This is a genomic window from Arthrobacter sp. Soc17.1.1.1, from assembly GCF_036867195.1.
GTDB lineage: Bacteria > Actinomycetota > Actinomycetes > Actinomycetales > Micrococcaceae > Arthrobacter_D.
In genome coordinates this window covers 1,122,016-1,146,412 of sequence record NZ_JBAJII010000001.1, presented here as the reverse complement: position 1 = coordinate 1,146,412, position 24,397 = coordinate 1,122,016, and the positions used below count along the sequence as shown (strand labels likewise).

Annotated in this window: 18 protein-coding genes; 12 read left to right on the top strand and 6 right to left on the bottom strand. The window is 69.0% G+C overall.

Annotated features, from left to right (window positions below; genetic code table 11):
• The first annotated feature begins 5 nt into the window (after nt 1-5).
• The 5 genes from V6S67_RS05230 to V6S67_RS05210 all read left to right on the top strand — a co-directional run bounded on the left by V6S67_RS05230 (nt 6) and on the right by V6S67_RS05210 (nt 7,251).
• Complete coding sequence (locus tag V6S67_RS05230; protein WP_334209243.1) at nt 6-1,418, top strand: dicarboxylate/amino acid:cation symporter; 1,413 nt, start codon at nt 6-8, stop codon at nt 1,416-1,418.
• 176 nt (nt 1,419-1,594) lie between these two features.
• Nucleotides 1,595-2,137, top strand: coding sequence for an AMIN-like domain-containing (lipo)protein (locus V6S67_RS05225; protein WP_442884850.1), 543 nt, complete (start codon nt 1,595-1,597; stop codon nt 2,135-2,137).
• Nucleotides 2,138-2,216: 79 nt separating this feature from the next.
• Nucleotides 2,217-2,849 (top strand): Maf family protein, encoded by a 633-nt coding sequence (locus V6S67_RS05220; RefSeq protein WP_334209241.1) that lies wholly within the window; start codon nt 2,217-2,219, stop codon nt 2,847-2,849.
• Nucleotides 2,850-2,956: 107 nt separating this feature from the next.
• Complete coding sequence (locus tag V6S67_RS05215; protein ID WP_334209240.1) at nt 2,957-4,801, top strand: acetyl/propionyl/methylcrotonyl-CoA carboxylase subunit alpha; 1,845 nt, start codon at nt 2,957-2,959, stop codon at nt 4,799-4,801.
• A 515-nt stretch (nt 4,802-5,316) separates the two neighbouring features.
• Complete coding sequence (locus tag V6S67_RS05210; protein WP_334209239.1) at nt 5,317-7,251, top strand: polysaccharide deacetylase family protein; 1,935 nt, start codon at nt 5,317-5,319, stop codon at nt 7,249-7,251.
• A 97-nt stretch (nt 7,252-7,348) separates the two neighbouring features.
• Here the strand turns inward: V6S67_RS05210 and V6S67_RS05205 are convergent, their stop codons facing one another.
• Complete coding sequence (locus tag V6S67_RS05205) at nt 7,349-8,350, bottom strand: glycosyltransferase family 2 protein (protein ID WP_334209238.1); 1,002 nt, start codon at nt 8,348-8,350, stop codon at nt 7,349-7,351.
• Nucleotides 8,347-9,846 carry a polysaccharide pyruvyl transferase family protein gene (locus V6S67_RS05200; protein ID WP_334209237.1) on the bottom strand — a complete coding sequence of 500 codons (1,500 nt, stop codon included), beginning with the start codon at nt 9,844-9,846 and terminating at the stop codon, nt 8,347-8,349. Before V6S67_RS05200 ends, V6S67_RS05205 begins: the two co-directional genes overlap by 4 nt.
• Nucleotides 9,847-10,287: 441 nt before the next feature.
• On the opposite strand from V6S67_RS05200, the gene V6S67_RS05195 reads away from it, so the two are divergent.
• Nucleotides 10,288-11,835, top strand: a complete 1,548-nt coding sequence (locus V6S67_RS05195; protein ID WP_334209236.1) for a CAP domain-containing protein — start codon at nt 10,288-10,290, stop codon at nt 11,833-11,835.
• An 889-nt stretch (nt 11,836-12,724) separates the two neighbouring features.
• Complete coding sequence (locus V6S67_RS05190; RefSeq protein ID WP_334209235.1) at nt 12,725-14,221, top strand: S-layer homology domain-containing protein; 1,497 nt, start codon at nt 12,725-12,727, stop codon at nt 14,219-14,221.
• A gap of 162 nt (nt 14,222-14,383) precedes the next feature.
• Here the strand turns inward: V6S67_RS05190 and V6S67_RS05185 are convergent, their stop codons facing one another.
• From V6S67_RS05185 to V6S67_RS05170, 4 genes are all read right to left on the bottom strand, one after another.
• On the bottom strand, nt 14,384-15,100 hold the full coding sequence (locus V6S67_RS05185) for a hypothetical protein (RefSeq protein ID WP_334209234.1): 717 nt from the start codon (nt 15,098-15,100) through the stop codon (nt 14,384-14,386).
• Entirely contained in the window at nt 15,097-16,584 is a 1,488-nt protein-coding gene (locus V6S67_RS05180) for a serine/threonine-protein kinase (protein WP_334209233.1), read from the bottom strand. The genes V6S67_RS05185 and V6S67_RS05180 overlap by 4 nt, the downstream gene beginning before the upstream one ends.
• 344 nt (nt 16,585-16,928) lie before the next feature.
• A complete protein-coding gene (locus V6S67_RS05175) occupies nt 16,929-18,341 on the bottom strand; it encodes an MFS transporter (RefSeq protein ID WP_334209232.1) in 1,413 nt (470 codons plus the stop codon).
• Between the two features lie 181 nt (nt 18,342-18,522).
• Complete coding sequence (locus V6S67_RS05170) at nt 18,523-19,923, bottom strand: NAD(P)H-quinone dehydrogenase (protein WP_334209231.1); 1,401 nt, start codon at nt 19,921-19,923, stop codon at nt 18,523-18,525.
• Nucleotides 19,924-20,051: 128 nt separating this feature from the next.
• On the opposite strand from V6S67_RS05170, the gene V6S67_RS05165 reads away from it, so the two are divergent.
• From V6S67_RS05165 to V6S67_RS05145, 5 genes are all read left to right on the top strand, one after another.
• On the top strand, nt 20,052-20,852 hold the full coding sequence (locus tag V6S67_RS05165; RefSeq protein WP_334209230.1) for a purine-nucleoside phosphorylase: 801 nt from the start codon (nt 20,052-20,054) through the stop codon (nt 20,850-20,852).
• Nucleotides 20,853-20,949: 97 nt separating this feature from the next.
• Nucleotides 20,950-22,689, top strand: a complete 1,740-nt coding sequence (locus tag V6S67_RS05160) for a phospho-sugar mutase (protein WP_334209229.1) — start codon at nt 20,950-20,952, stop codon at nt 22,687-22,689.
• Between the two features lie 30 nt (nt 22,690-22,719).
• Complete coding sequence (gene deoC, locus V6S67_RS05155) at nt 22,720-23,400, top strand: deoxyribose-phosphate aldolase (RefSeq protein WP_334209228.1); 681 nt, start codon at nt 22,720-22,722, stop codon at nt 23,398-23,400.
• Between the two features lie 34 nt (nt 23,401-23,434).
• A complete protein-coding gene (locus V6S67_RS05150; RefSeq protein ID WP_334209227.1) occupies nt 23,435-23,722 on the top strand; it encodes a hypothetical protein in 288 nt (95 codons plus the stop codon).
• Nucleotides 23,723-23,918: 196 nt separating this feature from the next.
• Nucleotides 23,919-24,374, top strand: a complete 456-nt coding sequence (locus V6S67_RS05145) for a DUF6069 family protein (RefSeq protein ID WP_334209226.1) — start codon at nt 23,919-23,921, stop codon at nt 24,372-24,374.
• Nucleotides 24,375-24,397: the final 23 nt, after the last annotated feature.

Below are 24,397 nucleotides of genomic sequence, written 5' to 3'. Positions count from 1 at the left end.
CGGGCGTGTCTACTGAAACCAGCTCCCCGCCCTCGCGGCGCCGGTTGCCCCGCTGGGTGACCTCCTTCGGCCCGCAGATCATCGCGGCCCTCCTCGTCGGACTCGCACTCGGCCTCCTCGCCAAGTACACGGGCCACACCAAGGAGACCCCCAACGGCCTGGGCACCACGCTCGCGACGCTCGGCTCGAGCTACGTGGCCCTGCTGCGTGCCGCCGTCGTCCCCCTGATCTTCACCGCGGTCGTCAGCTCCATCGCCAACCTCCGCGCGGTCAACAACGCGGCACGCCTCGCGGGGCAGACGCTGCTCTGGTTCGCCATCACCGCGCTGATCTCCGTGGTCATCGGCATCGGCCTCGGCGTCCTCTTCCAGCCCGGTGCGGGCACCGACGCCACCCAGCCCGCCGAGTACACCGGGAGCACGGGCAGCTGGTGGGCGTTCCTGACAGGACTCGTCCCCGCGAACTTCCTCGGCCTCCAGGCGTCGTCGACCGTCGCCGAGTCCGGTGCGGTCACCACGGCACTGAACTTCAACGTGCTGCAGGTGCTCGTCGTCGCGGTCGCCGTCGGCATCGCGGCCCTGAAGGTCGGCAGGCAGGCCGAGCCCTTCCTCACCTTCAACGCCTCGGCACTGGCCGTCATCCAGAAGGTCCTCTGGTGGATCATCCGGATCGCCCCGCTCGGCACCGTGGGCCTGATCGGCAACGCCGTGGCCGTCTACGGCTGGGACACCATCGGCTCGCTCGGCAAGTTCACGCTCGCCATCTACGTGGGCCTCGCGCTCGTGCTGTTCGCCGTGTATCCCGTGCTCATCAAGGCGCACGGCCTGTCGGTCCGCCAGTACTTCTCGGGGGCCTGGCCCGCCATCCAGCTGGCCTTCGTCTCCCGCTCGTCGGTCGGCACGCTCCCCCTCACCCAGCGCGTCACCGAGCGCAACCTCGGTGTGCCGCGCGGCTACGCCTCCTTCGCCGTGCCGCTGGGCGCGACGACGAAGATGGACGGCTGCGCCGCCATCTACCCGGCCATCGCGGCGATCTTCGTGGCCCAGTTCTTCGGGATCGACCTGACCCTGGCCCAGTACTTCCTCATCGCCCTGGTCTCGGTGCTCGGCTCCGCGGCGACCGCCGGCACCACCGGCGCCGTCGTGATGCTGACGCTCACGCTCTCCACGCTGGGACTCCCCCTCGCCGGCGTCGGGCTGCTCCTGGCCGTGGACCCCATCCTCGACATGGGCCGCACCGCCGTGAACGTGGCGGGCCAGGCGCTCGTGCCCACCATCGTGGCGCGGCGCGAGCAGCTCCTGGACCTCGACCTCTACAACGCGCGGCGTACCGGCGACCCGTTCGCGGACGACAGCGCCATCGACGGGGTGGACGAGGCCGCGCCGAACGACGGCATCTCGGCGTCCGTCACGCGCTAGCCGCCCGCCGGCCGCGTCCTGCGGCCCGTCCCGGTACCCGGGGCGGGCCGCAGCCGCATCCCCTGCTAACGATTCGGCGCCGTTCCGGTGGACGGCGGCGCTTTCCCTCCCCTCCGGGAGGACCATGGATGCACCTATCCAGTTCGACCAGGTGGTGCGCCATGATCACATCGCGCATGGCGGAGAGACTCTCCGCCACACTCGCCGCACTCGCACTCGCAGGGGGCCTCGGCCTCGCAGGTGCGCCTCCGGCGTCCGCCGCGTACTGCGGCATCTCCTGGGGCTCGACGACGAAGGTCGTCGGCTCCTACTCCTCCGGCACCGTCACCGATGTGCGCTCCGGGCGGCACGAGTGCTTCGACCGGCTCGTCGTCGATGTCCGGGGCCGGGCGCCGGGCTACACCGTGAGGTATGTCGGCACCGTCCACCAGGACGGGTCCGGGCGCGTCGTCCCGCTCCGCGGCGGCGCACGGCTCGCTGTCGTCGTCCACGCCCCGGCGTACCGCGACGGCCACGCGACGTACCTCCCCTCCCATCGCGCCGAGGTCGTCGACGTCCGCGGGTACTCGACCTTCCGCCAGGTCGCCTGGGCGGGGAGCTTCGAGGGCCGTACGACGATCGGACTCGGGGTCCGGGCACGCCTCCCCGTCCGCGTCGTCGTCCTGCCGGGCCACGACGGCGGATCCAGGGTGGTGGTCGACGTCGCGCACCGCTGGTGAGACTCCTGCCGGTCCCGTCCCCCGCAGGGACGGGACCGACGGGTGCCGCCCCCTCCCCACGGGCCTCTAGGCTTGGCCTATGACGGCCCGCCTGATCCTCGCCTCCAAGTCCCCCGCCCGCACCAAGCTGCTGACCGACGCCGGCATCGGCCACACCGTCCTGGTCTCCGACGTCGACGAGCCGGCCGTCGTCGCCGCCTACGGGCAGATCGACCCGCACGACACCTCCCTGCTGCTCGCGCGGGCCAAGGCCGAGGCCGTCGCGGCGCTCGACGACGCCGATGACGCACTCGTGCTCGGCTGCGACTCGGTGTTCGAGTTCGACGGCGAGGCACACGGCAAGCCCTACGAGCCCGCCGTCGCCATCGAGCGCATCAGCCGGATGCGCGGGCGCTCGGGCGTCCTGCACACGGGCCACTGGCTCGTGGACACGCGCGACGGCGGATCGGGCGCAACGATCGGTGCGGTGTCCTCCGCGACGGTGCACTTCGGGACGATGTCCGACGCCGAGGTCGCGGCGTACGTGGCGAGCGGGGAACCCCTGCACTGCGCCGGGTCGTTCACCATCGACGGCCTCGGCGGCGCGTTCATCGAGCGCGTGGACGGCGACCCGCACGCCGTCGTCGGGCTGAGCATCTCGACGCTGCGCGGCCTCCTGCACGCTGCCGGCGTCTCCGTCACCGATCTGTGGGCGCAGACGAACGCGTTGTAGGTTCCCTACAAAGGATGGCGGGACAACACTCCCGTTCGGCACGATCCATGGGCGGAAGCCGCCAAACCGGGCTAGGCTCCGAAATGAGAAAAAGGAGTCCACGCCCCATGAGCAAGTCCCCCCTCGCACCATCCGTCTCCACGGATGCCAGCAGCTCCCCCGACGCCGAGACCCCCGCCGGGCAGCGTCGTCCGGTGACGAAGGTCCTCGTGGCCAACCGCGGGGAGATCGCCGTCCGGGTCATCCGCGCCGCCCGGGACGAGGGCATCGCCTCCGTCGCCGTGTACGCCGATCCGGACCGCGACGCCCTGCACGTCCGCATGGCCGACGAGGCCTTCGCGCTCGGCGGGGACACGGCCGCGGAGTCGTACCTGGTGGCGGACCGCCTGCTCGAGGCGGCCGAGCGCAGCGGCGCCGACGCCGTCCACCCGGGCTACGGGTTCCTGTCCGAGAATGCCGAGTTCGCCCAACGCGTCATCGATGCCGGCCTCACCTGGATCGGCCCGTCCCCGCACTCCATCGCGCAGTTGGGCGACAAGGTCCAGGCCCGCCACATCGCCGAGCGTGTCGGCGCCCCGCTCGTGCCCGGCACCAAGGATCCCGTCGGGTCGGTGCAGGAGGTCATCGACTTCGCGGCGGAGTTCGGCCTGCCCATCGCGATCAAGGCGGCGTTCGGCGGCGGCGGCCGCGGCATCAAGGTGGTCCGCAGCCACGAGGAGATCCCCGAACTGTACGAGTCGGCGGTGCGCGAGGCGACGGCGGCCTTCGGCCGCGGCGAGTGCTTCGTCGAGCGCTTCCTCGACGCCCCACGCCACGTCGAGACGCAGTGCCTGGCGGACGCCCACGGCAACGTCGTCGTCGTCTCGACCCGCGACTGCTCCCTGCAGCGCCGCAACCAGAAGCTCGTCGAGGAGGCGCCCGCGCCGTTCCTGTCCGCCGAGCAGAACACGCGGCTGTACGAGGCGTCGAAGGCCATCCTCCGGGAAGCCTCCTACCAGGGTGCTGGCACGTGCGAGTTCCTCGTGGGGCAGGACGGCACCATCTCCTTCCTCGAAGTCAACACCCGACTCCAGGTGGAGCACCCCGTCTCCGAGGAGGTCACCGGTCTCGACCTCGTCCGCGAGCAGTTCCGGATCGCCCGCGGCGAGGAGCTCGGCTACGGCGACCCGGAGGTGCGCGGCCACTCGTTCGAGTTCCGCATCAACGGCGAGGATGCGGGCCGCGGGTTCATGCCCGCGCCCGGCACGGTGCAGACCCTCACACTGCCCAGCGGCCCCGGCGTGCGGGTCGATTCCGGCATCGAGGCGGGAGAGGTCATCGGAGGCAACTTCGACTCCATGCTCGCCAAGCTCATCGTCACCGGCGCCACCCGCGAGCAGGCCCTGCAGCGCGCCCGACGCGCCCTCGACGAGATGGTGATCGAGGGCATGCCCACGGTGCTGCCCTTCCACGCCGCCGTCGTCTCCGATCCCGCCTTCGCCCCCGCCGACGGCCCGTTCTCGATCCACACGCGCTGGATCGAGACGGAGTTCAGGAACACCATCGAGCCCTGGAAGGGCGCGGCGGACGCGGCAGCCGAGGAGGATCCCCGCCAGCGCGTCGTCGTCGAGGTCGGCGGTCGCCGCCTCGAGGTGGTGCTGCCGGCAGGACTCGGTGCGTCATCCAACGGCAAGGCCAGCGCTCCGGTGAAGTCCAAGAAGTCCTCGCGGGCCCGTGCCGGGAAGGCCACCGTCAGCGGTGACGAGCTGACCTCCCCCATGCAGGGCACGATCGTCAAGGTCGCTGCGTCGGACGGCGAGGTGGTCGCGGAGGGCGACCTCATCGTGGTGCTCGAGGCCATGAAGATGGAGCAGCCGCTGACCGCCCACAAGGCCGGGACACTGACCGGGCTGAAGGCCTCCCCCGGGGACACCGTGTCGGCCGGATCGGTGATCGCGACAATCCGGGACTAGTGCCGGGACTAGTGCCGGGACTAGTGCCGGGACACCGGCCGCCGGTGATCCCGACCCGTTCCGACCCATTCCTGGTGAATGTCCGGCAAAGGTACAGGAACGAACACCCGCGACGACAGGTATTCGTTCCTGTACCTTTCTCGGAAGAAACTCCGGGACGAATTCCGCACGGACCTGCTGCCCTTCCCTGCGGGCCACACGACCGAGTCCGAGTAGGAATCGTCGAAATAGAGTAGCGACCACTGGCGACGCCGCATTCCGCAGTCAATACGCTTCGAGCACAGGTCGAAATTGACGACCTGCACAATTAGCTGGGGAAACAGCGTGGTTTCATGCGATCGGATGCGGTCGTGTAACAGGGTTGCGGAACAGGTCTCGGGCACCGGCGGATCACCGTCGAGGCACGGCAGCCTTCAATGGGCCCGGTTTCCCCCTGAGCGGGATATCGGGGTGCACCAATGGCAATACGGGATCAACGACCCGCAACTGCGGGATCACAGCACGGACGACGAAGGGTGCCACGGGCGTCATCCCCCCGGCCCCGCTGGACGGCGCTGGGCAGTGTGCTCGCCGTGGCCGCCACCATGCTCGGCGGAGCGGTCTTCGCAACGCCCGCGCACGCCGCACCGAACACCGTCGTCAGCCTCACCTTCGACGACGGCAACAACAACCAGGCCGAGGCCGCAGCCACCCTGCAGGCGGCGGGTCTACGGGGGACGTTCTTCGTCAATTCGGGGACTCTCGATTCCGGGACGTACCTGACCACCGACCAGGTCAAGGCCCTGCAGGCCGCCGGCCACGAGATCGGCGGACATACCGTGACGCACCCCGACCTCGTCGTGGCGGGCGCGGACGAGGCCAGGCGCCAGGTCTGCAACGACCGGGTGAACCTGACCAATCTCGGCCTGAACATCACCAGTTTCGCCTACCCGTTCGCGTCGTCCAGCGATGCGGTCGAAGCGATCGTCAGGGACTGCGGGTACAACAGTGCCCGGGGCCTGGGCGACGTGCGCAGCAAGAACCCGGAATCCGCGACCTACCCGGTCGCAGAGACCATCCCTCCGGCCAATCCCTGGAACACCGGTGCCCCGCAGCAGGTGGACAACACCTGGACCCTCGCCGACCTGCAGCAGGTCGTCAACCAGTCCGTCAACGGCGGCGGAGGATGGGTCCAGCTGACCTTCCACAACGTGGGCCGTGACGGGGACCCACTCTCCGTGACCAGCGCCGTCTTCGCCCAGTACACCGCCTGGCTCAAGGGCGAGGTGGACGCCGGGAGGATCGAGGTCAAGACGGTGCAGGGCGTCATCGGTGGCGCCACGAAGCCACTCGTCGCCGGACCCGCCGCCCCTGCTCCGATCACCACCGGGAACCTCATCCGGAATCCCAGCCTCGAGGATCCGAGCGCCGTCTTGGGCACCCCGAGGTGCTGGTTCTTCGGCGGCTACGGGCAGAACTCGCCGGCATGGAGCCAGGTCAGCCCTGGCCGCACCGGCAACGTCGCACAGGTGCTCACCATGAACAACTACGTGGACGGGGATGCGAAACTCCTCCCGAGCCTCGACCTGGGCGAGTGCGCCCCCAGCGCGACGCCCGGCCGCACCTATCAGATGAGCGCCTTCTACAAGTCCACGGCGCCCACGCAGTTCGCCGTGTACTACCGGACGGGGGTGGGTAACTGGAGGTACTGGGACTCGAGCCCGCTGTACGACGCTGCCGATAACTGGACCCAGGCCACCTACACGTCGCTTCCCGTACCGGCAGGCGCCACGGCGATCAGCATCGGCCTGAACCTCATCAGCAACGGCACTCTCACCACGGACGACTACTCACTGACGGCGACCGGCGCAGCGCCCTACACCCCGCCGGCCGTATCGCCGTTCGCGGATATCACCACGAACCAGCAGTTCTACAAGGAGATCTCCTGGCTGTCCGACCGCGGCATCAGCACCGGCTGGGTGGAGGCGAACGGCACCCGCACGTACCGGGCGCTGCAGCCCGTCAACCGGGATGCCATGGCCGCGTTCCTCTACCGGGCAGCGGGATCCCCGACGTACACGGCCCCGGCGGTGTCGCCGTTCGCGGACGTCGCCACGAACCAGCAGTTCTACAAGGAGATCTCCTGGCTCGCGTCCACGGGGATCAGCATCGGCTGGGTGGAGGCGAACGGCACCCGCACCTACCGGGCCCTGCAGCCCGTGAACAGGGACGCGATGGCCGCCTTCCTCTACCGGGCAGCGGGTTCCCCCGCCTACACGTCCCCGGCCACCTCACCCTTCGCGGACATCAGGACCGACCAGCAGTTCTACAAGGAGATGTCCTGGCTTTCCGCCCGTGGCATCAGCACCGGTTGGGACGAGGCGAATGGGACCCGCACCTACCGGGCCCTGCAGCCCGTGGCTCGTGATGCCATGGCCGCCTTCCTCTACCGGGCGGCCGGCGCTCCCTGACCGGAGGCCACCACCACACGACAGCAGCCATGCGCGGTCCCGCGCATGGCTGCTGTCGTGTGTGCCGGTACCACTCCAGGAGCGACGACGAGGAAGCTCAGCCGGCTCGGCGTGCCCGCACCCGGTCCTTGAGCCTGCGGTACCGGCGGCGAAGCAGACTCACGAGGCTTGCGTCGCTCACGGCGGCTTCGAGGTGGCGGAGGCTCTCCTCCATGCGATCCGAACGCGCCCGGAGGTCGTGCAGCAGCTCTTCCGAGTAGTTCATCCTCTGGTTGAGATGGTCCGCCTGCTCCTTGCCCTCACCGGCGAGGTAGAGCAGGGCCCCGAGGCCGTGCGCGGCAGCGTACTCGTGGAGGTGGCGTTCCCGGACGTACTTGTCGTAGTACAGGTGCTGGTTCTTGCCGGCGAGGAAACTGTTGCCGCTAGGACCCTGCGCGTCGTGGCGGTGGTGCCAGAACGCCAGCGGTTCACCGTCGATGAAACCGAGCGTATGGCGCTGGAGCACGCGGAGCTGGAACTCCCAGTCGCCCACCGCGCCCAGGGTCTCGTCGTAGCCGCCGACCTCCGTGTGGAGCTCCCGACGGTAGAGCAGTCCGATGGGCACGCACCGGTTGAAGCGCAGCGCGTCGCTGAGCATGAGCTCCCGGATCTCCGGCGAGAACAGCTCCCTGCCGGTCTCGATGATGTCGTCGCCCTCGAGCCGCTCGTGGACGATCTCGGTACGGACGCCCACTCCCGCTTCGGGTCTGGTGTCGAGGTAGTGCACGGTGCGGGAGAGGAAGTCCGGGTGCCACGAGTCGTCGTCGTCGTGCACCGCCACGTAGTCGGAGGTGCTCGCGGCGATCCCCGCGTTCGACGCGGCCTCCATGCCCCGGCTCGTCCCGTGGTGGAGGACCGTCACACGGTTGCGGAGGCGGCTGGAGGCGGCATCGACGAGGGCGTCCACATGTCCCCTGCTTCCGCCGTCGTTGACGACGACGAGGTGCCAGTCCTGCAGGCCCTGCTGCAGGACGTCCTCGATGGCACGCCGCAGGAGGACCGGCCGGTCCTTCGTGCGCATGATGACGGCGACCTTCGCCGTCGGATGCTGTTCGCTCATCGCCTCCGCCTGACGACCGATGCCACTGCCGCTGCTTTCCGGGCGAGCTTGAAGGACCGTGATCCGAGCCAGGCCGACAGCTCGTCCCGTGCGCTGTCCCGTTCGCCGGCGACGGCGTCGAGGTCTCCGCGCAGGTGCTCGTTCTCGATCCGCCACCGGGTCGACGCCGCCGCGGTGGGCAGGAACGACAGGGCGGACGCCGCGGCCTGAGCCTGCCACCCGGGATCGAGGGGCGGCGGGGCGGGTACCCCGGTGGATTCGGCCACAGGACCGGGACCGGTTGCCTGCCCGTTGAGCGCGGAGGCGACGTCGTCCCACCAGCGCCGGTGCTGCGCCAGGCGCGAAGCGCGGATGTCCGCCAGGTACGAGGCCAGGGCGTCGCGTCTGGACCACACATCGGTCACAGCCCGGGCCAGGGTGCCGTCGAGCAGGGACGGGAGGGTCAGGGCCAGGGGGTCCAGTCCCCAGTTCCGGAGAGCGCCCCTCATCCGCACGTCGCTGTACGCTTCAGGCGCGATCGCGACAACGGGTACCCCGGCATCGAGTGCGAAGACCACCGGGTGATACCGGGAGGTGATGACCAGCGCCGCTTGCCGGGTGAGCTCCAGAGTCCGGTGGGCGTCCTGGATCGGCAGGAGCACGGGCTGCCTGCTCGTCATGCGGGCGGCGATGTCGCGGTGCATCTGGTCGTCGACGTCGCCCCGACCGGGTGTGGCCATGTGCGGGAGGAACACCACCGGGTGCCCCGTGAGGTCGGCGGCTTCATCCAGCGCGGCTGCCAGGACGGACAGGTAGGCATCCCGGTCCACCTCGCCGTGGCCGGGCGAGAACGTCGCGGCGATGTAGGGACCGGTCGGCAGGTCGTCCACCCCGCCGGCCGGGGTGTCCTTCCGGCCGGCGTCCGACAGGAAGGAGGCGTCGTCGAGGCACGCCTGCACCGACGCGCCGGGAGCGAGCTCCCGCATGAGCTGCAGGGAGGGCGCCTCCCTGGCTCCGATCAGGTGGGCAGCCTCGAGAAGGGTGCGCGCTGCATCCCGGTCGGGCCCGTGCAGGTCGGGCCCGAGCGTCTGGCCCGAGACGACGACCTGCAGGCCGAGCGCCCGAGCGATACGTGCCGCTGCGACCCGCTCGTACAGCAGCCACCCGTACAGCGAGTTCATGTTGCCACCACCGGCGACCAGGAGCGCATCGCACCGACGCAGGTGCGCGATGAAGTCGCGGGCAGGATCCGCTGCCGGGAGTGCGTCCGGCTCGTCCCGGGCGACGGCGAGGACGCGGCGGAGATAGTCGGACCGTTCACGAGGGGGCCATGGGAAGGCGAGTGTAGGAACGGCGGGAGCGCCGAAGGCTGCCTCCGAACTCCCCACGTCACGGGTGAACACCACGACGTCGTCGAGACCCCGGGCCCGGAGCTCGTCGATCGCGGCATGGGTCATCGCCTCATCGCCCACGTGGTAGATCGGCTGACCGACGTCTCCCAGCACTGCTACTTTCACGTCGTCCATTCTCGCCCATCCCGGAGGCTTGCCCGGACACCGCATCGCAATCTCGACGCCACCCGGAGACCACAGGGCGCCAGGACGCCTCGGACGACCAGAGACTATTCAGTGGCGAACCTGCGCGAAGAATGCGGTGTAGGAAGGCATCAGCTGCCCTAGGCTGTGAATGTCTCACTCAATTGTTCTCTGGGGAATTCAATGTCACCACTCGTCGGACTCGACGCTGCCCAAAATACGGCGCGGACCGGGGTTGCACTGTCGCCGCAAGCCACCTTTGTGCCTCTACACGCAGGTCCCGGAAAGCATCGAAGCATCATGACTCGGGGTAGGAGAACTCTCACAATTCTGGCCGGCCTACTCGTCATAGCTGCCGTCCTCCCTGCTGACACCCGACAAGCGGCAGCCAGCCCGGAGACCGCCGTGACGCAGGCGAGTCCGATGCCCAGCACGTTGAATCTCGCCAACGAGCAGCAGATTGTGGACGTCTTCAACCACATCAACGAATTCCGTGTGAATAAGGGCCTTGAACCCGTGAACTTCAACGTCACCGCCTCGGAGGTCGCCGAAGACTGGTCGGACCACATGGCAGAAACGAAGTCGTTCTACCACAACCCCGGTTACGGATCGGACCCCAGAGTCGCCCATCGTTGGAGCGCCGCGAGTGAAATCATCGCCGCTCGATGGGACACCCTGGGCGAGGGCCTCGTTGTCCAATGGGACGCCTCGCCTGGACACAACTCGGTCATGAGCGATCCTCGGCTCAAGACAATCGGAGTGGGAATCTCCATCACAGGTAATAAGGATTGGAGAAACGACCCCGCCAACTACACGATGTACGGGACGGTCAATTTCTTCGCCTTCGCAACCCCGCCGGCGGGAACATACGCAACGGCGCAGGACTACTTCGATGGCAAGCCGTCTCTCGATGCCCCACCACTGACGCCCGTCACAACTCAGGCGCCTGTATGGGATGACGCGACAGGGACGTACAGGATCCCCTCTATCACGGGCGTCGACTACTTCGTCAACGGGACGCTGATGCCACCAGGGGAACACCACTCGCAGTGGAGCCCGGTGAACATAGAAGCCCGAGCACAGGCAGGCTACAAAGTTTTCGGTGGGATGTCCTGGTCCCACACCTTCACTCAACGCCCGACGACCGCCACCCCGGGAGCTGTGGTGTTCACGGATCCGGACGGCACGAGGGACGACACCTACACGGTCCCGGCGACGAGCGGAATCGAGTACCTGATCGGCGACAGGATCATCGCCGCAGGAACCTACCCCGGCACCGGGACCGTCACGGTGACCGCACGCGCCACCACCGGCTACGTCCTGGCCCCGAGCTCTGTCACGGAGTGGACGACCACGTTCAAGACCACCCCGGCACCGTATGCGCCTCCTGCGGGCTCACCGTTCACGGATGTGAGCACGGGCCAGCAGTTCTACAAGGAGATGTCGTGGCTCGCATCCACCGGCATCAGCACCGGCTGGGCCGAGGCCGACGGGACCCGCACCTACCGGGCCCTGCAGCCCGTGAACCGGGACGCGATGGCCGCGTTCCTCTACCGGGCAGCCGGCTCCCCCGCCTACACACCCCCGGCCGTCTCACCCTTCGCGGACATCAGCACGGGCCAGCAGTTCTACAAGGAGATGTCCTGGCTCGCATCCACCGGCATCAGCACCGGCTGGGCCGAGGCCGACGGGACCCGCACCTACCGGGCCCTGCAGCCCGTGAACCGGGACGCGATGGCCGCGTTCCTCTACCGGGCAGCCGGCTCCCCCGCCTACACACCCCCGGCCGTCTCACCCTTCGCGGACATCAGCACGGGCCAGCAGTTCTACAAGGAGATGTCCTGGCTCGCATCCACCGGCATCAGCACCGGCTGGGCCGAGGCCGACGGGACCCGCACCTACCGGGCCCTGCAACCCGTGAACAGGGACGCGATGGCCGCGTTCCTCTACCGGGCCGATGGAACACCCTGACTGCCGGCAATCAGTACACGACAGCAGCAATGCGCACTTCCGCGCATGGCTGCGGTTGCTCGTCCCGGTAATGCGTAATAGGTGTAACACCAGGTGGGTGGGCGTGCTCGGTCGGTTATCGCTGGTCGACTCCGCGCCGCGCCCGCACGCGGTCCTTGAGCCTGCGGTACCGGCGGCGGAGCAGACTCACGAGACTCGCGTCGCTCACGGCGGCTCCCAGACGGCGGAGGGTCCTCCATGCGGTCCGAACGCGCCCGGCAGTCGAACAGCAGCTCTTCCGAGTAGTTCATTCGGTCGTTGAAATGGTCCGCTCGGTGCTTGCCGCTGGCAGAAATCCTTTAGGAAAATTTCGTTGATGCTAACCCGATAGCGGGGCCCTAAGTTCCCTATTGTCGAGTATTCGCTCTTATCAAGGGGTTTTGGCCAAGTAGTTCTGGATGTTTTGAAACAAGACTCTCTCATTAGTCACTAGCCGCACTTCCCGACGCGCGCTTGTAAGGCTGTGCCTCACAGTGAAGGGTCGTGCCCAGGAACTCTGAGTCGAGGAACTGCTTGCATGGCGCGTGCTCTCGGTGACGTACGTAGGGTGGTCGCACCGGGCGCCGGCGTGAACCTGTCTTCGTTGGGCTATTGGCCGTTACGACGGTGCCGTGTAATCTGCGGTTTGAAGCTGATGTGCTTCCTTTTTAGGCTGAGTTCCGTCGACGCCGAAACTGCAGTCTTGTATCCATAGGGGCTCTCATTGCTTCGTTCCACTGCTCGAATTAGGGTTGCTCTCATCGGAGCGTTTGCACTCTCGGTGACGTCGGTGTCGGTTCCCGCCTACGGGACCGGCGGTGTTGCGGATTCAACAGCGTCTGCCGCTTCGACTACGGTCTCTGGGTGCGGGGTGACGGGAGTTGCGCCCGTGCAGGACGGGATAATCGCCGAAGGTCTGGCAGAGACGATAACTAGTAGTCCTGATGGATCGCGGATATACGTCACTCTCACGCAGATCGGTGAGCTCGGCAGTGGCGTCGTATCCGTTCGGGATGCCATAACGCTAGAGGAAATAGCTGCGATGAAGGTGCCGGGCCACTACCCGTACGCGGGAGAGGTTCGCCTGAACGCTACCGGCACGAAGGGGTACCTAACTACCAACTCCGGCACCGTTCAGGTTTTCGACGCGACGACGAACACCATGACAACAGCTATTCCAGCAGCACACCCGGAGTCACTTGCCTTCAGCCCGGACGGTTCCAAGGTCTACATCCTCAGTTACGACGGGATCACAGTCGTCGACGCGATGACCGATACGATCATCGATGCCTGGGATCTCCCGGAGTACGACGAATCTGTGATCCTCAACATCGATCCGACCGGCAATTACGGCTACCTAGCAAGCCCTCGTAAGCACCTCTTGCAGGTCATCGATCTCCGCACGGGATCAATTGTTGGAACGCTGGCCCTCGGAGGACCCCCCGGCTCCATCACTCTTACGGAGGACGGCAGAACGCTATACGTGACTGATGGGTACAACGACCGTATCAATGTTGTCGATACCGCAACCCTTTCGATCACAATGCGGTTCAGCGTGAGAACCGGCTGGCAATTCCTGCTCAGCAAAGCAGAGGGCCGCGCCTTCATCGCCGACCCGAGTCAATCTAGAATCAATGTAGTCGACCTGACAACCAATGCACTCATTTGTTCCCACGCGTTTTTCCCCTTGCACCTCAATAGTCCTGGACGCATGAGTCTCAGCCCCGACGGGAAGAAATTGTACGTTGTTCAGAATAGCCACCCCAACGATAAAATCACCGTTATACCCCTTCCTCAAGAACGAAACGTAACCTTCCCGGATGCTCCCGCAGGCACGCAATTCGAACGCGAGATTCGATGGATGGGAAACGCCGGCATCGCCACAGGCTACAGCGACGGCAACTACAGGCCACTGGAACCAGTGCGCCGTGACGCGATGGCTGCCTTCCTCTACAGATTCCTCGGATCCCCAGATTTCCAACCGCCGACCACATCGCCGTTCGTAGACGTCAAACCGGGCGATCAGTTTTATAAGGAGATTACGTGGCTAGCAAGCGAAGGAATATCTACCGGCTGGCCCGATGGCACCTATCGTCCCCTCGCAGAGATCAAGAGGGATGCTATGGCGGCATTCATGTTCCGGTCCTTGCCCAGCACCAATAATTTTCAAGAGCCAGCCAGCAGCCCATTTGCGGATGTCCGGACAACCGATCAGTTCTACCGCGAAATGGCACTCATGAGTGCACTCGATGTAACGAACGGCTGGCCGGACGGAACTTTCCGGCCTCTTCAGCCGGTAAATCGTGACGCTATGGCTGCCTTTCTCTTCAGGCTGGCTCCCTCAGCCGCGACCAATATCATTCGCTGAAGATCCGGTGCGGCGCTAGAAGCGTTGTACCAGCCGCACCGCCAGCTAGACCAGGAAGCGCCGGGTGGACTACCCCTCCACCGGCGCTTCCTGCGTATTAGCCAGAGCCCGCCGCCCGACCGGGCTGCACCGCTCCAGGGTCAGCATCGGGAGCGACGCCGCTCAGCCGTCCTCGCCACCCTTGCCACTGCCATTGCCCTTGTCGCCCTGGTTCTCCCTGGCCTTCTCCGCGGCCTTCTCCGCCGCCTTCCGCTGCTGCTCCGCCGCTTTCCGTTGCTGCTCCGCCGCCTTCTCCGCCGCCCTGTCCCCCGGCGCGGACCCCCCGCCTGTGCCCCCCGTGCCGCCGTCACCGGTGCCCGGGTCCTCTGCGTCCTCCCCGCCGCCCTCGTCCTGCGGGGGCGCGGGTGCCGACGGGACCGGGACCGGCGTGGTCTGCACGGGAGCGGGCTGCGGCGCGGGTTCACCCGTCTCGACCGGGTCCTCCTCCACCGGTTCCTCCTCGGCGGGCACGTCCTGAGTGGGCACGTCCTGGGTGGGCACGTCCTCGGGTGCCTGCGTCGGCGGGACCGTGCCGGAATCGGCGGGTGTCTGACCGGCCTCGAGGGAGGCGATCACCGCGTCGAGGCGCAGACCGATCGTCGTGGCGCGGTCCTCGGTGACGGTACCCGCCGCCCGGGCGGCGTCCACGTCCTGCTTCAGGCCCTGCGCGAGGGCGATCGCTCCCGGGGCGTCACCCGCGGCAGCGGCCGAGGCGATGCTGCGGACGTCGGCCTGGAGGTCGCTCGCCGTCGCCGTGTCGATCGCGGGCGCCCCGCACCCTGCCAGGAGGACGGCCGCAGAGACCAGCACCGCGACCCTGGACCTGGTGGTGCGGCTCATGGCGTCACGCTTTCGTAGAGTTCCTGCAGTCTCTGGCCTGTCTCGCCGGGCACCGTGGGCAGGGGCTCGACGGCGGGATCGCCCCCGGTCTGCAGCACGACGACCCAGAGCGCCACCGCCAGGACCACGACGGCGAGCACGGCGAGCAACCACACGGAACGACGGCGGCGTCCTCGCACCCCGGCGCCTCGCGGCGGCGCGTCCCTGGACGCTGGAGTGCTCGGCCGCACCGCGGTGGGGGCGTGCACGGCATCGTGCTCGGATCGTCCGGACGGCAGACGGCGCTCTGCGCTGATCGGGGACGACGGACGCACGGACGGCCGATCGGGCGGCACGGCGGCAGCGGACGCGGTGGCGTCGGCGAAGGCCGTGGCACCGGCGTCGGACAGTCGCGTCACAGTGCCGGGGGCAGCCTCGGGGACGACGCCGGACATCCGCGTCGCGTCGTCCAGCGACACCGCATCGCCCTGCGGAGCCGGGGCCGCGGACGCGGGCAGGGCGGTGGTCGGCAGGGCGGTGGTCGGCAGGGTCCCGCCGGACGCCGGCATGGCCGTCGTCGGCAGGGCGGTGGTCGGCAGGGCGGTGGTCGGCAGGGTCCCGCCGGACGCCGGCATGGCCGCCGTCGGGGATTCCGTGACGGGCAGGACGGTGGTGGTCCCATGATCCTGCCGCTGCGGGCCCATGGCCGTCAGGGCCCGGACCACCTGCGCCGCGTCCGGTCGGTCGCCGGGCTCGTCGAGGGTCATCGACACCAGGAGCGCCGACAGCGCAGGACCGGCAGCATGGGGGATGGACGGGCTCCGGTGCAGGCGGGCCAGGGCGCTCTCGACCCCGGTACCGGGGAACACCCGATCTCCGGTGAGGGCCTCGATCATCACCAGGCCGAGCGAGTAGATGTCCGAGGGCTGCCCCACGCCATCGCCCCGGGTCTGTTCCGGGCTGAAGTAGGCGGCACTCCCGATGACCTGGCCGGTGGCCGTGACGCGGGTGCCGTCGAAGAACCGGGCGATCCCGAAGTCGGTGAGGAGGTAGCGGAACAGGCCGCTCTCCGGATCGGCCTGCCGCGTGAGGATGTTGGACGGCTTGATGTCGCGGTGCACGATGCCCCGCCCGTGGATGTACTGCAGCGTCCGAGCGAGGTCCAGCGCCATGATCCGGACGTCCTCCTGGCCGAGCGGACCTCCGGCCTTCAGCAGGTCCCGCAGGTCGGGGCCGTCGACGAGCTCCATGACCAGGTAGGCGCCGTCGGCGTGCTCGCCGCTGTCCATGTCCAGCACGCGGACCAGGCCCGGATGGTCGAGCCCGGCGAGCATCCGGGCCTCGGCGGAGCCGCGCTCCAGGCCGTCCGCGGTCCCGGGCCGGAAGATCTTGATGGCGACGTCCCGCTCGAGCCTCGTGTCACGGGCCGCGAAGACGTCCGCCATACCCCCGGCCCCGATCCGCGCGCCCACCGCGTACCGGCCGGCCAGTGCCTGCTTCTCCATGCCACCCGCTTCTACTACCCCGTCGACCCGCGTCCGGGCACACGAAGTCCTCGCGTCGCACCGGAATCGGTAAGCCACCTGTGCTTCCAGTCTACGGTGCGCCCCGACGGCGGGCAGCGGGCAGCACCGCACCCGCCGTCGTTCCCGGCTTTCGAAGCAGAACCGTCCGGAAGCCCGGCGTGTTGACCCCTGACACGCAGGATCACCCCGAAAACCGGGAACGACGGCGAGTGGCGGCGCCGGACAGGAGGACAGCAGGACACCCGGGAACGACGACGGCGCCCCACCCGAGGTGGGTGCGGCGCCGTCGGACCGGCCCAGGAGGCCGTGACCGGGAAGCGGGGTCAGGCGACGTTGTTCTCGTAGTCGTTGTCCCGGGTCTCCCGCGAGATGTACAGGGCGATGAACGTCAGCACCGCCGCGACCGTCAGGTACGCGCCGACGAGGACCGTGCTGCCGCCGGCCGCCTGCCACAGAGCCACCGCGATGAACGACGCCGGTGCCGCGCCGATCATGCTCGACACGTTGTACGCCACGGCGGAGCCGGTGTACCGGACGTTCGCGGGGAACAGCTCGGGCAGCACCGCAGCCATGGGTCCGAACGTGAGTCCCATGAGGATGAAGCCGATGATGAGCAGGGCCATGGCCCCGATGGTCCCCGCGGCGAACAGCGGCGCCCACAGGAGACCGAAGACGGCGATGCCGACGGTCGTGCCGAGCAGCATCTTGCGGCGGCCGAAGCGCTCCGCGAGTGGCCCCGACACGATGGTGAAGATGCCGAAGAACACGACGCCGATGATGAGCATCCACAGGAAGTCGGTCCGTGCCATGCCGAGACCGGGCACGAAGGCGGCCTCCTGGGCCGCGGTGAACTGCTTGCCGGCCGCTTCAGCGCGGGCCTGTGCCTGCTCGAGGCTCGACGGCGCCGTCCCGTAGGTCAGCGTGAAGGCGGTCATGAAGTAGAACAGCACGTAGGTGGCGAACATGATGAAGGTGCCGAGGATCAGTGCACGCCAGTGGAGGCGGAACGTGGTGCCGAGCGGGACCTTCACCACCTTGCCCTCCTTCTGGACCTTCTGGAAGGAGGCACTCTCGATCAGCTTCAGCCGCACGTAGAGGCCGATGATCACCATGACCGCGCTCAGCAGGAACGGGACACGCCAGCCCCAGTCGAGGAAGGCCTCGGGGCTGAGCGTGCTGCTCAGCAGGACGAACAGCAGGTTGGCGAGGATGAAGCCGATCGGCGCTCCGAGCTGCGGGAACGTGCCGTAGACGGCGCGCTTGCCCTCGGGCGCGTTCTCGGTGGCCAGCAGCGCTGCACCACTCCACTCGCCGCCGAGGGCGAGCCCCTGGAGGAAGCGGAGCACCACGAGCAGCAGCGGCGCCAGGAACACCCATCCGTCGTTCGTGGCCGCCGGGAGCAGGCCGATGAGGAACGTGGCGATACCCATGGTCAGCAGGGAGGCCACGAGCGTGGCCTTACGGCCGATCTTGTCGCCGAAGTGGCCGAACACGATGGAACCGAGGGGGCGGGCGACGAATGCGACGCCGAAGACGGCGAAGGAGCTCAGGAGCTGGTTTGCGGACGTCTGGTTCGGGAAGAACAGCGCCGGGAACACGAGCACGGCGGCCGTGGCGTAGATGTAGAAGTCGTAGAACTCGATCGTGGTCCCGATGAGGCTGGCGAAGATCACCTTGCCCCGGGAGTTCAGCGGTTTCGTGGTCCCGCTGGCACCAGCGGCGGTGGAGGAGGTCATGGTTGCGGCTTTCTCATACGAGGCACCGCCGCGGGTGCACGAAGCTCCCGCAGCACGGCGCCCGCGCTTCACTTGAATCCTGATATCAGACCATCGGCGTCCAGCACGTGGATAAACGTGTCCACATGTTGGACGCCGGGAACCGGACGGGATCCGCGTGGCGCGGGCCGCGACGCCTAGGTCAGAGCCGGACGTGGAGGCGCCGCGCCGCCTCCGAGATGGAGCCGGTGAGCGACGGGTACACGGTGAAGGTGTTCGCGACGTCGTCGACGTGCAGCTTCTTGGTCACGGCGAGCGCGAGCGGGAAGATCAGCTCCGAGGCGCGCGGGCCGACGACGACGCCGCCGATCACCGTGCCGGAGCCCTTGCGCGAGATGACCTTCACGAAGCCGTCCTTGACGTTCATCATCTTCGCGCGCGCATTGGTGTGCAGGGAGAGCTTCACGATGTCGCCCTGGTACCGGCCGGAGGCGATGTCCTCCTCCGTCACGCCCACCGTGGCGATCTCGGGGGACGTGAAGATGTTCGACGCGACCTGCTTGAGCTTGATGGGGCTCACGGAGTCGCCCATGAGGTGGGCGATCGCGATCCGGCCCTGCATCGCGGCCACCGAGGCGAGGGCGAAGACGCCCGTGCAGTCCCCCGCGGCGTACACGTTCGACGCCGTGGTGCGCGAGACGCCATCCACCTGGATGTGCCCGGACTCGCTGACGGCGACGCCGGCCTCCTCGAGGCCGATGCCGCTCGTGTTGGGGACGGCCCCGACGGCGACGAGGCAGTGGCTGCCCTCGACCGTGCTGCCGTCGCCAAGGGTCACGATCACGCCGGTGTCGGTGCGCTCGACAGAGTTGGCCCGCGAGCGTGACAGCACGGTCATCCCGCGGTCCTTGAAGACGCCCTCAAGCACCTCGGCGGCGTCGGCGTCCTCTCCCGGGAGCACGCGGTCGCGGCTGGAGATGAGGGTGACCTTGGAGCCGAGGCCGTTGTAGGCACTCGCGAACTCGGCCCCGGTGACACCCGAGCCGACGACGATGAGGTGCTCCGGGATCTCGCGGAGGTTGTAGAGCTGCGTCCAGTTGAAGATGCGTTCGCCGTCGGGCATGGCGGTCGGCAGCTCGCGCGGCGTGGAGCCGACGGCGAGCAGCACGGCGTCGGCCTCGACGATGGTGGTCCCGCCGTCGGCCTCGACCTCGAGCCGGTGGTCGTCGAGCAGCCTGCCGGTGCCGATGAGCACGCGCACACCGAGCCGCTCGAGGGTGGCGCGGATGTCGGAGGACTGCTCGAGCGCGAGCTTCAGCAGCCGCTGGTTGACCTTGTCGAGGTCCGCGTACACGGCGCTGTCGGCGGAGAAGTGCACCCCGAGGCCGCTCGCGTCGGTGAAGCGCGTCATGGTGTCCGCGGTGGCGATGAGGGTCTTGGACGGCACCACGTCCGTGAGCACCGCGGACCCGCCGAGGCCCTTGCGCTCCACGATGGTGACCTTCGCGCCGAGCGACGCCGCGACCATCGCCGCTTCGTAGCCGCCGGGTCCGCCACCGAGGATCGCGAGGCGCAGTGAACTGAAGTCGAGTTGGTTCGTCACCGTCCGATTATCGCCCATGCCACTGACATGCCCGAACGGCGCCGGCCCCGCGGTCCGACAGGACGACGGGGCGTCCCGTCCCGGCGGCCGGAGCGCGGCGGGCAGGGCGTAGCGGGTAAGTTGTAACGGTGACTTCTGATCCTTTTGACCTGGCCCGCGACGCTGCCGACCATATCTCCCGAGCGACCGGCATCGACCGGCACGACACCGCCCTCGTCCTCGGCTCCGGCTGGGGCGAGGCCGCCGAGCTGATCGGCGAGACCACCCACACGCTCGACGCCGCGGAGATCCCCGGCTTCTCGGCCCCCGCCGTCGTCGGCCACACCGGCACCATCCGCTCCGTCCTGACGCCCAACGGCAGGCGCGCGCTCGTGCTCGGTGCGCGCACCCACTTCTACGAGGGCAAGGGCGTGCGGGCCGTGGTGCACGGCGTGCGCACCGCGGCGGCTGCCGGTGCGACGACGATGATCCTCACCAACGGCTGCGGCGGCCTGAAGGAGCACTGGCAGCCCGGTACGCCGGTGCTCATCAGCGACCACATCAACCTCACGGCGTCCTCCCCGCTCGACGGCGCGACGTTCGTGGACCTGACCGACCTCTACTCCTCGCGCCTCCGCGACCTCGCCCGCAGGGTAGACCCCACTCTCGAGGAAGGCGTGTACGCGCAGTTCACCGGCCCCCACTACGAGACGCCCGCCGAGGTGCAGTACGCCAAGCGGATCGGCGCCGACCTCGTGGGCATGTCCACGGCGCTCGAGGCCATCGCCGCGCGGCATGCCGGCATGGAGGTCTTCGGCATCTCGCTGGTCACGAACCTCGCCGCCGGCATCAGCCCCGTCCCGCTCAGCCACACCGAGGTCCTCGAGGCCGGGCAGGCGGCCGGGCCTCGCATCTCCCGCCTGCTGGCCGACATCGTCGCCGCCCTCTGACCCGAGCCACCGGCGCACCAGCGCCAGCCATCTGCAGCACGCGGGCCCTGACCGGCGCCCGTCGGACCTCTCCCGCCGACCCACGTTAGGGACCCGCATGACCACCTCGGAACTGGACACCCTCCTCACCACCGCGGAGGCCTGGGCCGCCGCGGACCCGGACCCGCAGACCGCGGAGGAGCTCCGCGCGGTCATCGCGCACGTGCGCGCCGGTTCCGCCGCCGCCGGACAGGACTTGCGGGACCGCTTCTCCGGTCCGCTCGCCTTCGGCACCGCCGGCCTGCGTGCCGCGCTGGGCGCCGGGCCGAACCGCATGAACCGCGTCGTGGTCCGCCGGGCCGCCGTGGGTGTCGCCGCGCACGCGCTCGACCTCGCCGCCGGAGCCTACGCTCCCCGCGCCGTCGTCGGCTTCGACGCACGCCACAACTCGCGGATCTTCGCCGAGGAGACCGCGGCGATCTTCACCGCCGCCGGGATCGAGACGTTCCTCATGCCGCGCGAGCTGCCCACGCCGGTGCTCGCCTACGCCATCCGCGCCCTGGAGTGCGAGGTGGGCGTCATGGTCACCGCGAGCCACAACCCGCCGCAGGACAACGGGTACAAGGTGTACCTCGGCGGGCGCGCCGTGGAGGAGGACGCCCGTGGCGTCCAGATCGTGGCACCGCACGACGCCGGCATCGCCGCCCGCATCGAGGCCGCGGACGGCATCGAGCTCGCCCCCGGCGGCTGGACCGTGCTGCCGGAGAGCATCGAGACCGACTACGTCGCCGCCGTCGCCGGTCTCGCCGACCCGTCCAGCCGGGACCGCGACCTCAGGATCGTCCTCACGCCCCTGCACGGCGTGGGCGGACGCACCGCCCACGCGGTCCTCGCCGCGGCCGGGTTCGACGACGTCACCCTCGTGGAGCGCCAGGCGGAGCCCGATCCCGACTTCCCGACCGTCGCCTTCCCCAACCCGGAGGAACCCGGAGCGCTGGACCTCGCCCTCGAGACCGCCGGGCAGGTCGGCGCGGACCTCGTGATCGCCAACGACCCGGACGCCGACCGCGTGGCCCTCGCGGCGCTCGAGCCCGCCACGGGTGCCTGGCGCATGCTGCGCGGCGACGAGGTGGGCACGCTCCTCGGCCTGCACCTCGCCGCACGCCTCACCGCGGCGTCGCACGGTGGGGGCGACGCCCACCCCGACGCCCTGCGGCCGGGCGTCTTCGCGAACTCGATCGTGTCCTCGCGCCTCCTCGGGCGCATCGCGGGCGTGTCAGGGATCGACCACGCCCAGACCCTGACCGGCTTCAAGTGGATCGCCCGCGTGCACGACCTCGCCTTCGGGTACGAGGAGGCCCTCGGGTACTGCGTGGCACCGGAGCTCGTGCGCGACAAGGACGGCATCTCCGCGGGGCTGCTGCTGGCCGAGCTCGCCGCCGCCACCAAGGCCGCCGGCCGCACGCTCTTCGACCTGCTCGACGACGCGTTCCTGGTCCACGGCCTGCACGCCTCGGACCAGCTCTCGGTGCGGGTGGGCAGCCTCGGGCTGCTCGGCGCCATGATGAACCGGCTGCGGGAGAACCCGCCGACGTCGTTCGCCGACTCCCCTGTGAGCGTGGCCGAGGACCTCGCGGAGGGTTCCGCGCAGCTGCCGCCCACGGACGGGCTCCTGTACCTGACGCAGAACGGGACCCGCGTGATCATCCGGCCCAGCGGCACCGAGCCGAAGCTCAAGTGCTACCTCGAGGTGGTGGAGCCGGTCGGGTCCGCCGCCGAGCTCGAGGCCGCCAAGGGCACCGCCCGCGCGCGCCTCGATGCCGTGCGGCGCGACGTCGGCGAGGCGCTCGGCCTGTGAGGCGTCGGGCGACATGGAAGGATGGAGGACATGCCTAACGACGTTTCCCTCGCCTCCTACATCGACCACACCCTCCTGAAGCCCGAGGCCAGCCGTGAGCAGATCCTCACGGTGTGCCGCGACGCGGTCGAGTACTCGTTCAAGTCCGTCTGCGTGAACCCCCTCTGGGTGAGCACCGTGCGCACGGCCGTGAAGGGCTCCGGCGTCCTCACGTGCTCGGTGATCGGCTTCCCCCTCGGCGCCACCACCACCGAGTCCAAGGTCTTCGAGGCCCGCGGCGCCGTGGCCGACGGCGCCGACGAGATCGACATGGTCATCGACATGGCCGCCGCCCGCGCCGGCGAGAAGGACGTGCTGGTGGCGGACATCCTCGCCGTCGCCGACGCCGTGCACGAGCAGGGCGCCATCCTGAAGGTCATCATCGAGACGGCGTTGCTCACCGACGAGCAGAAAGTCCTTGCCTGCGAGGCCGCTGTCGAGGCAGGGGCCGATTTCGTGAAGACCTCCACGGGCTTCAACGGCGGGGGCGCCACGGTCGAGGACGTCGCCCTCATGCGGAAGACCGTCGGGCCGGACATCGGCGTGAAGGCCTCCGGGGGCGTCCGCTCGCTCGAGGATGCCCGCGCCATGATCGACGCCGGAGCAACGCGTATCGGTGCCAGCTCCGGAGTCGCTATCGTTAAGGGTGAACAGGGCGCGTCAGGCTACTGACGGCGCAGCAGATCCAGCACGCAAGGAGACCGTAATGTCACACGAAGCCAACGCCGAGGCCCAGCCCGCCCACGCCGGCAAGGGCCACCTCGTCGGGAACATCCTGGTGTTCGTGATCATGTTCGGCCTGTTCCTGCTCGGGATGTACCTCCTGACCTGGTTCACCCCGCAGAACGTGTGGCCCATGGCCGCGGTGATCGTGCTGGCCTTCATCGCGTTCTTCGTCCCGCAGGGCATCCTGGGCCGCGCCGACACCGGCTACAACCTCGCCGAGGGCAACCGCACCGACGAGAAGGAGACGTCCGCGGGCGTCAGCTCCTAGCACCGGCGGCACACCGCCGCTCCCCAGTCCCGGAAGAGGCCGTCCCTGAGGGGCGGCCTCTTCGCCTGTCCGGCCCGCCACCCTTGCGTCCGCCCCGCATCAGGTCCACAGTGAACCGCATGACCGGACCCACTGGCACCACCACACGGGGCACCGCCCTGCCGGACCCGCACATCGGGACGCACGGGGGCACGCGATGAAGGGGAGGTCGGCCGGCCGCGTCATCGTCACCGCCCTCGTCGTCGCGGTGGTCGTGAATCTCGCGATCTTCTTCCTGGGAGCGCTGGCGGGAGGCACCTACACGTTCACCTCGCCGGCGGGACCGGCGACCGTCGATGCCGCCGTCGTGGCCCTGTTCACGCTCGTCCCGCTCGGCCTCGGGCTCACCGCCGTCGCCGTCGTGCGCCGCTGGTGGCCGTCCGTGGTGACCGTCGCCCTGATCGTCGCCCCGGTCCTCGAGATCGGCACGATCATCGGCATGACACTTCCCGCCGATTTCGACGAGCCGAGCACGATCGCGCTGGCCCTGTGCCACCTGGCACTCGTCCCCGTGACGGTCCTGGCCCTGAGGGCGCTGCGGACGCTACCGGACGGCGGCGGGCACCGCGGACAGCGCCGCCGCCCCGCAGAGGCCGGCGCCGCCGACCGATAGGACGGCCGGCGGTCACCACCCGG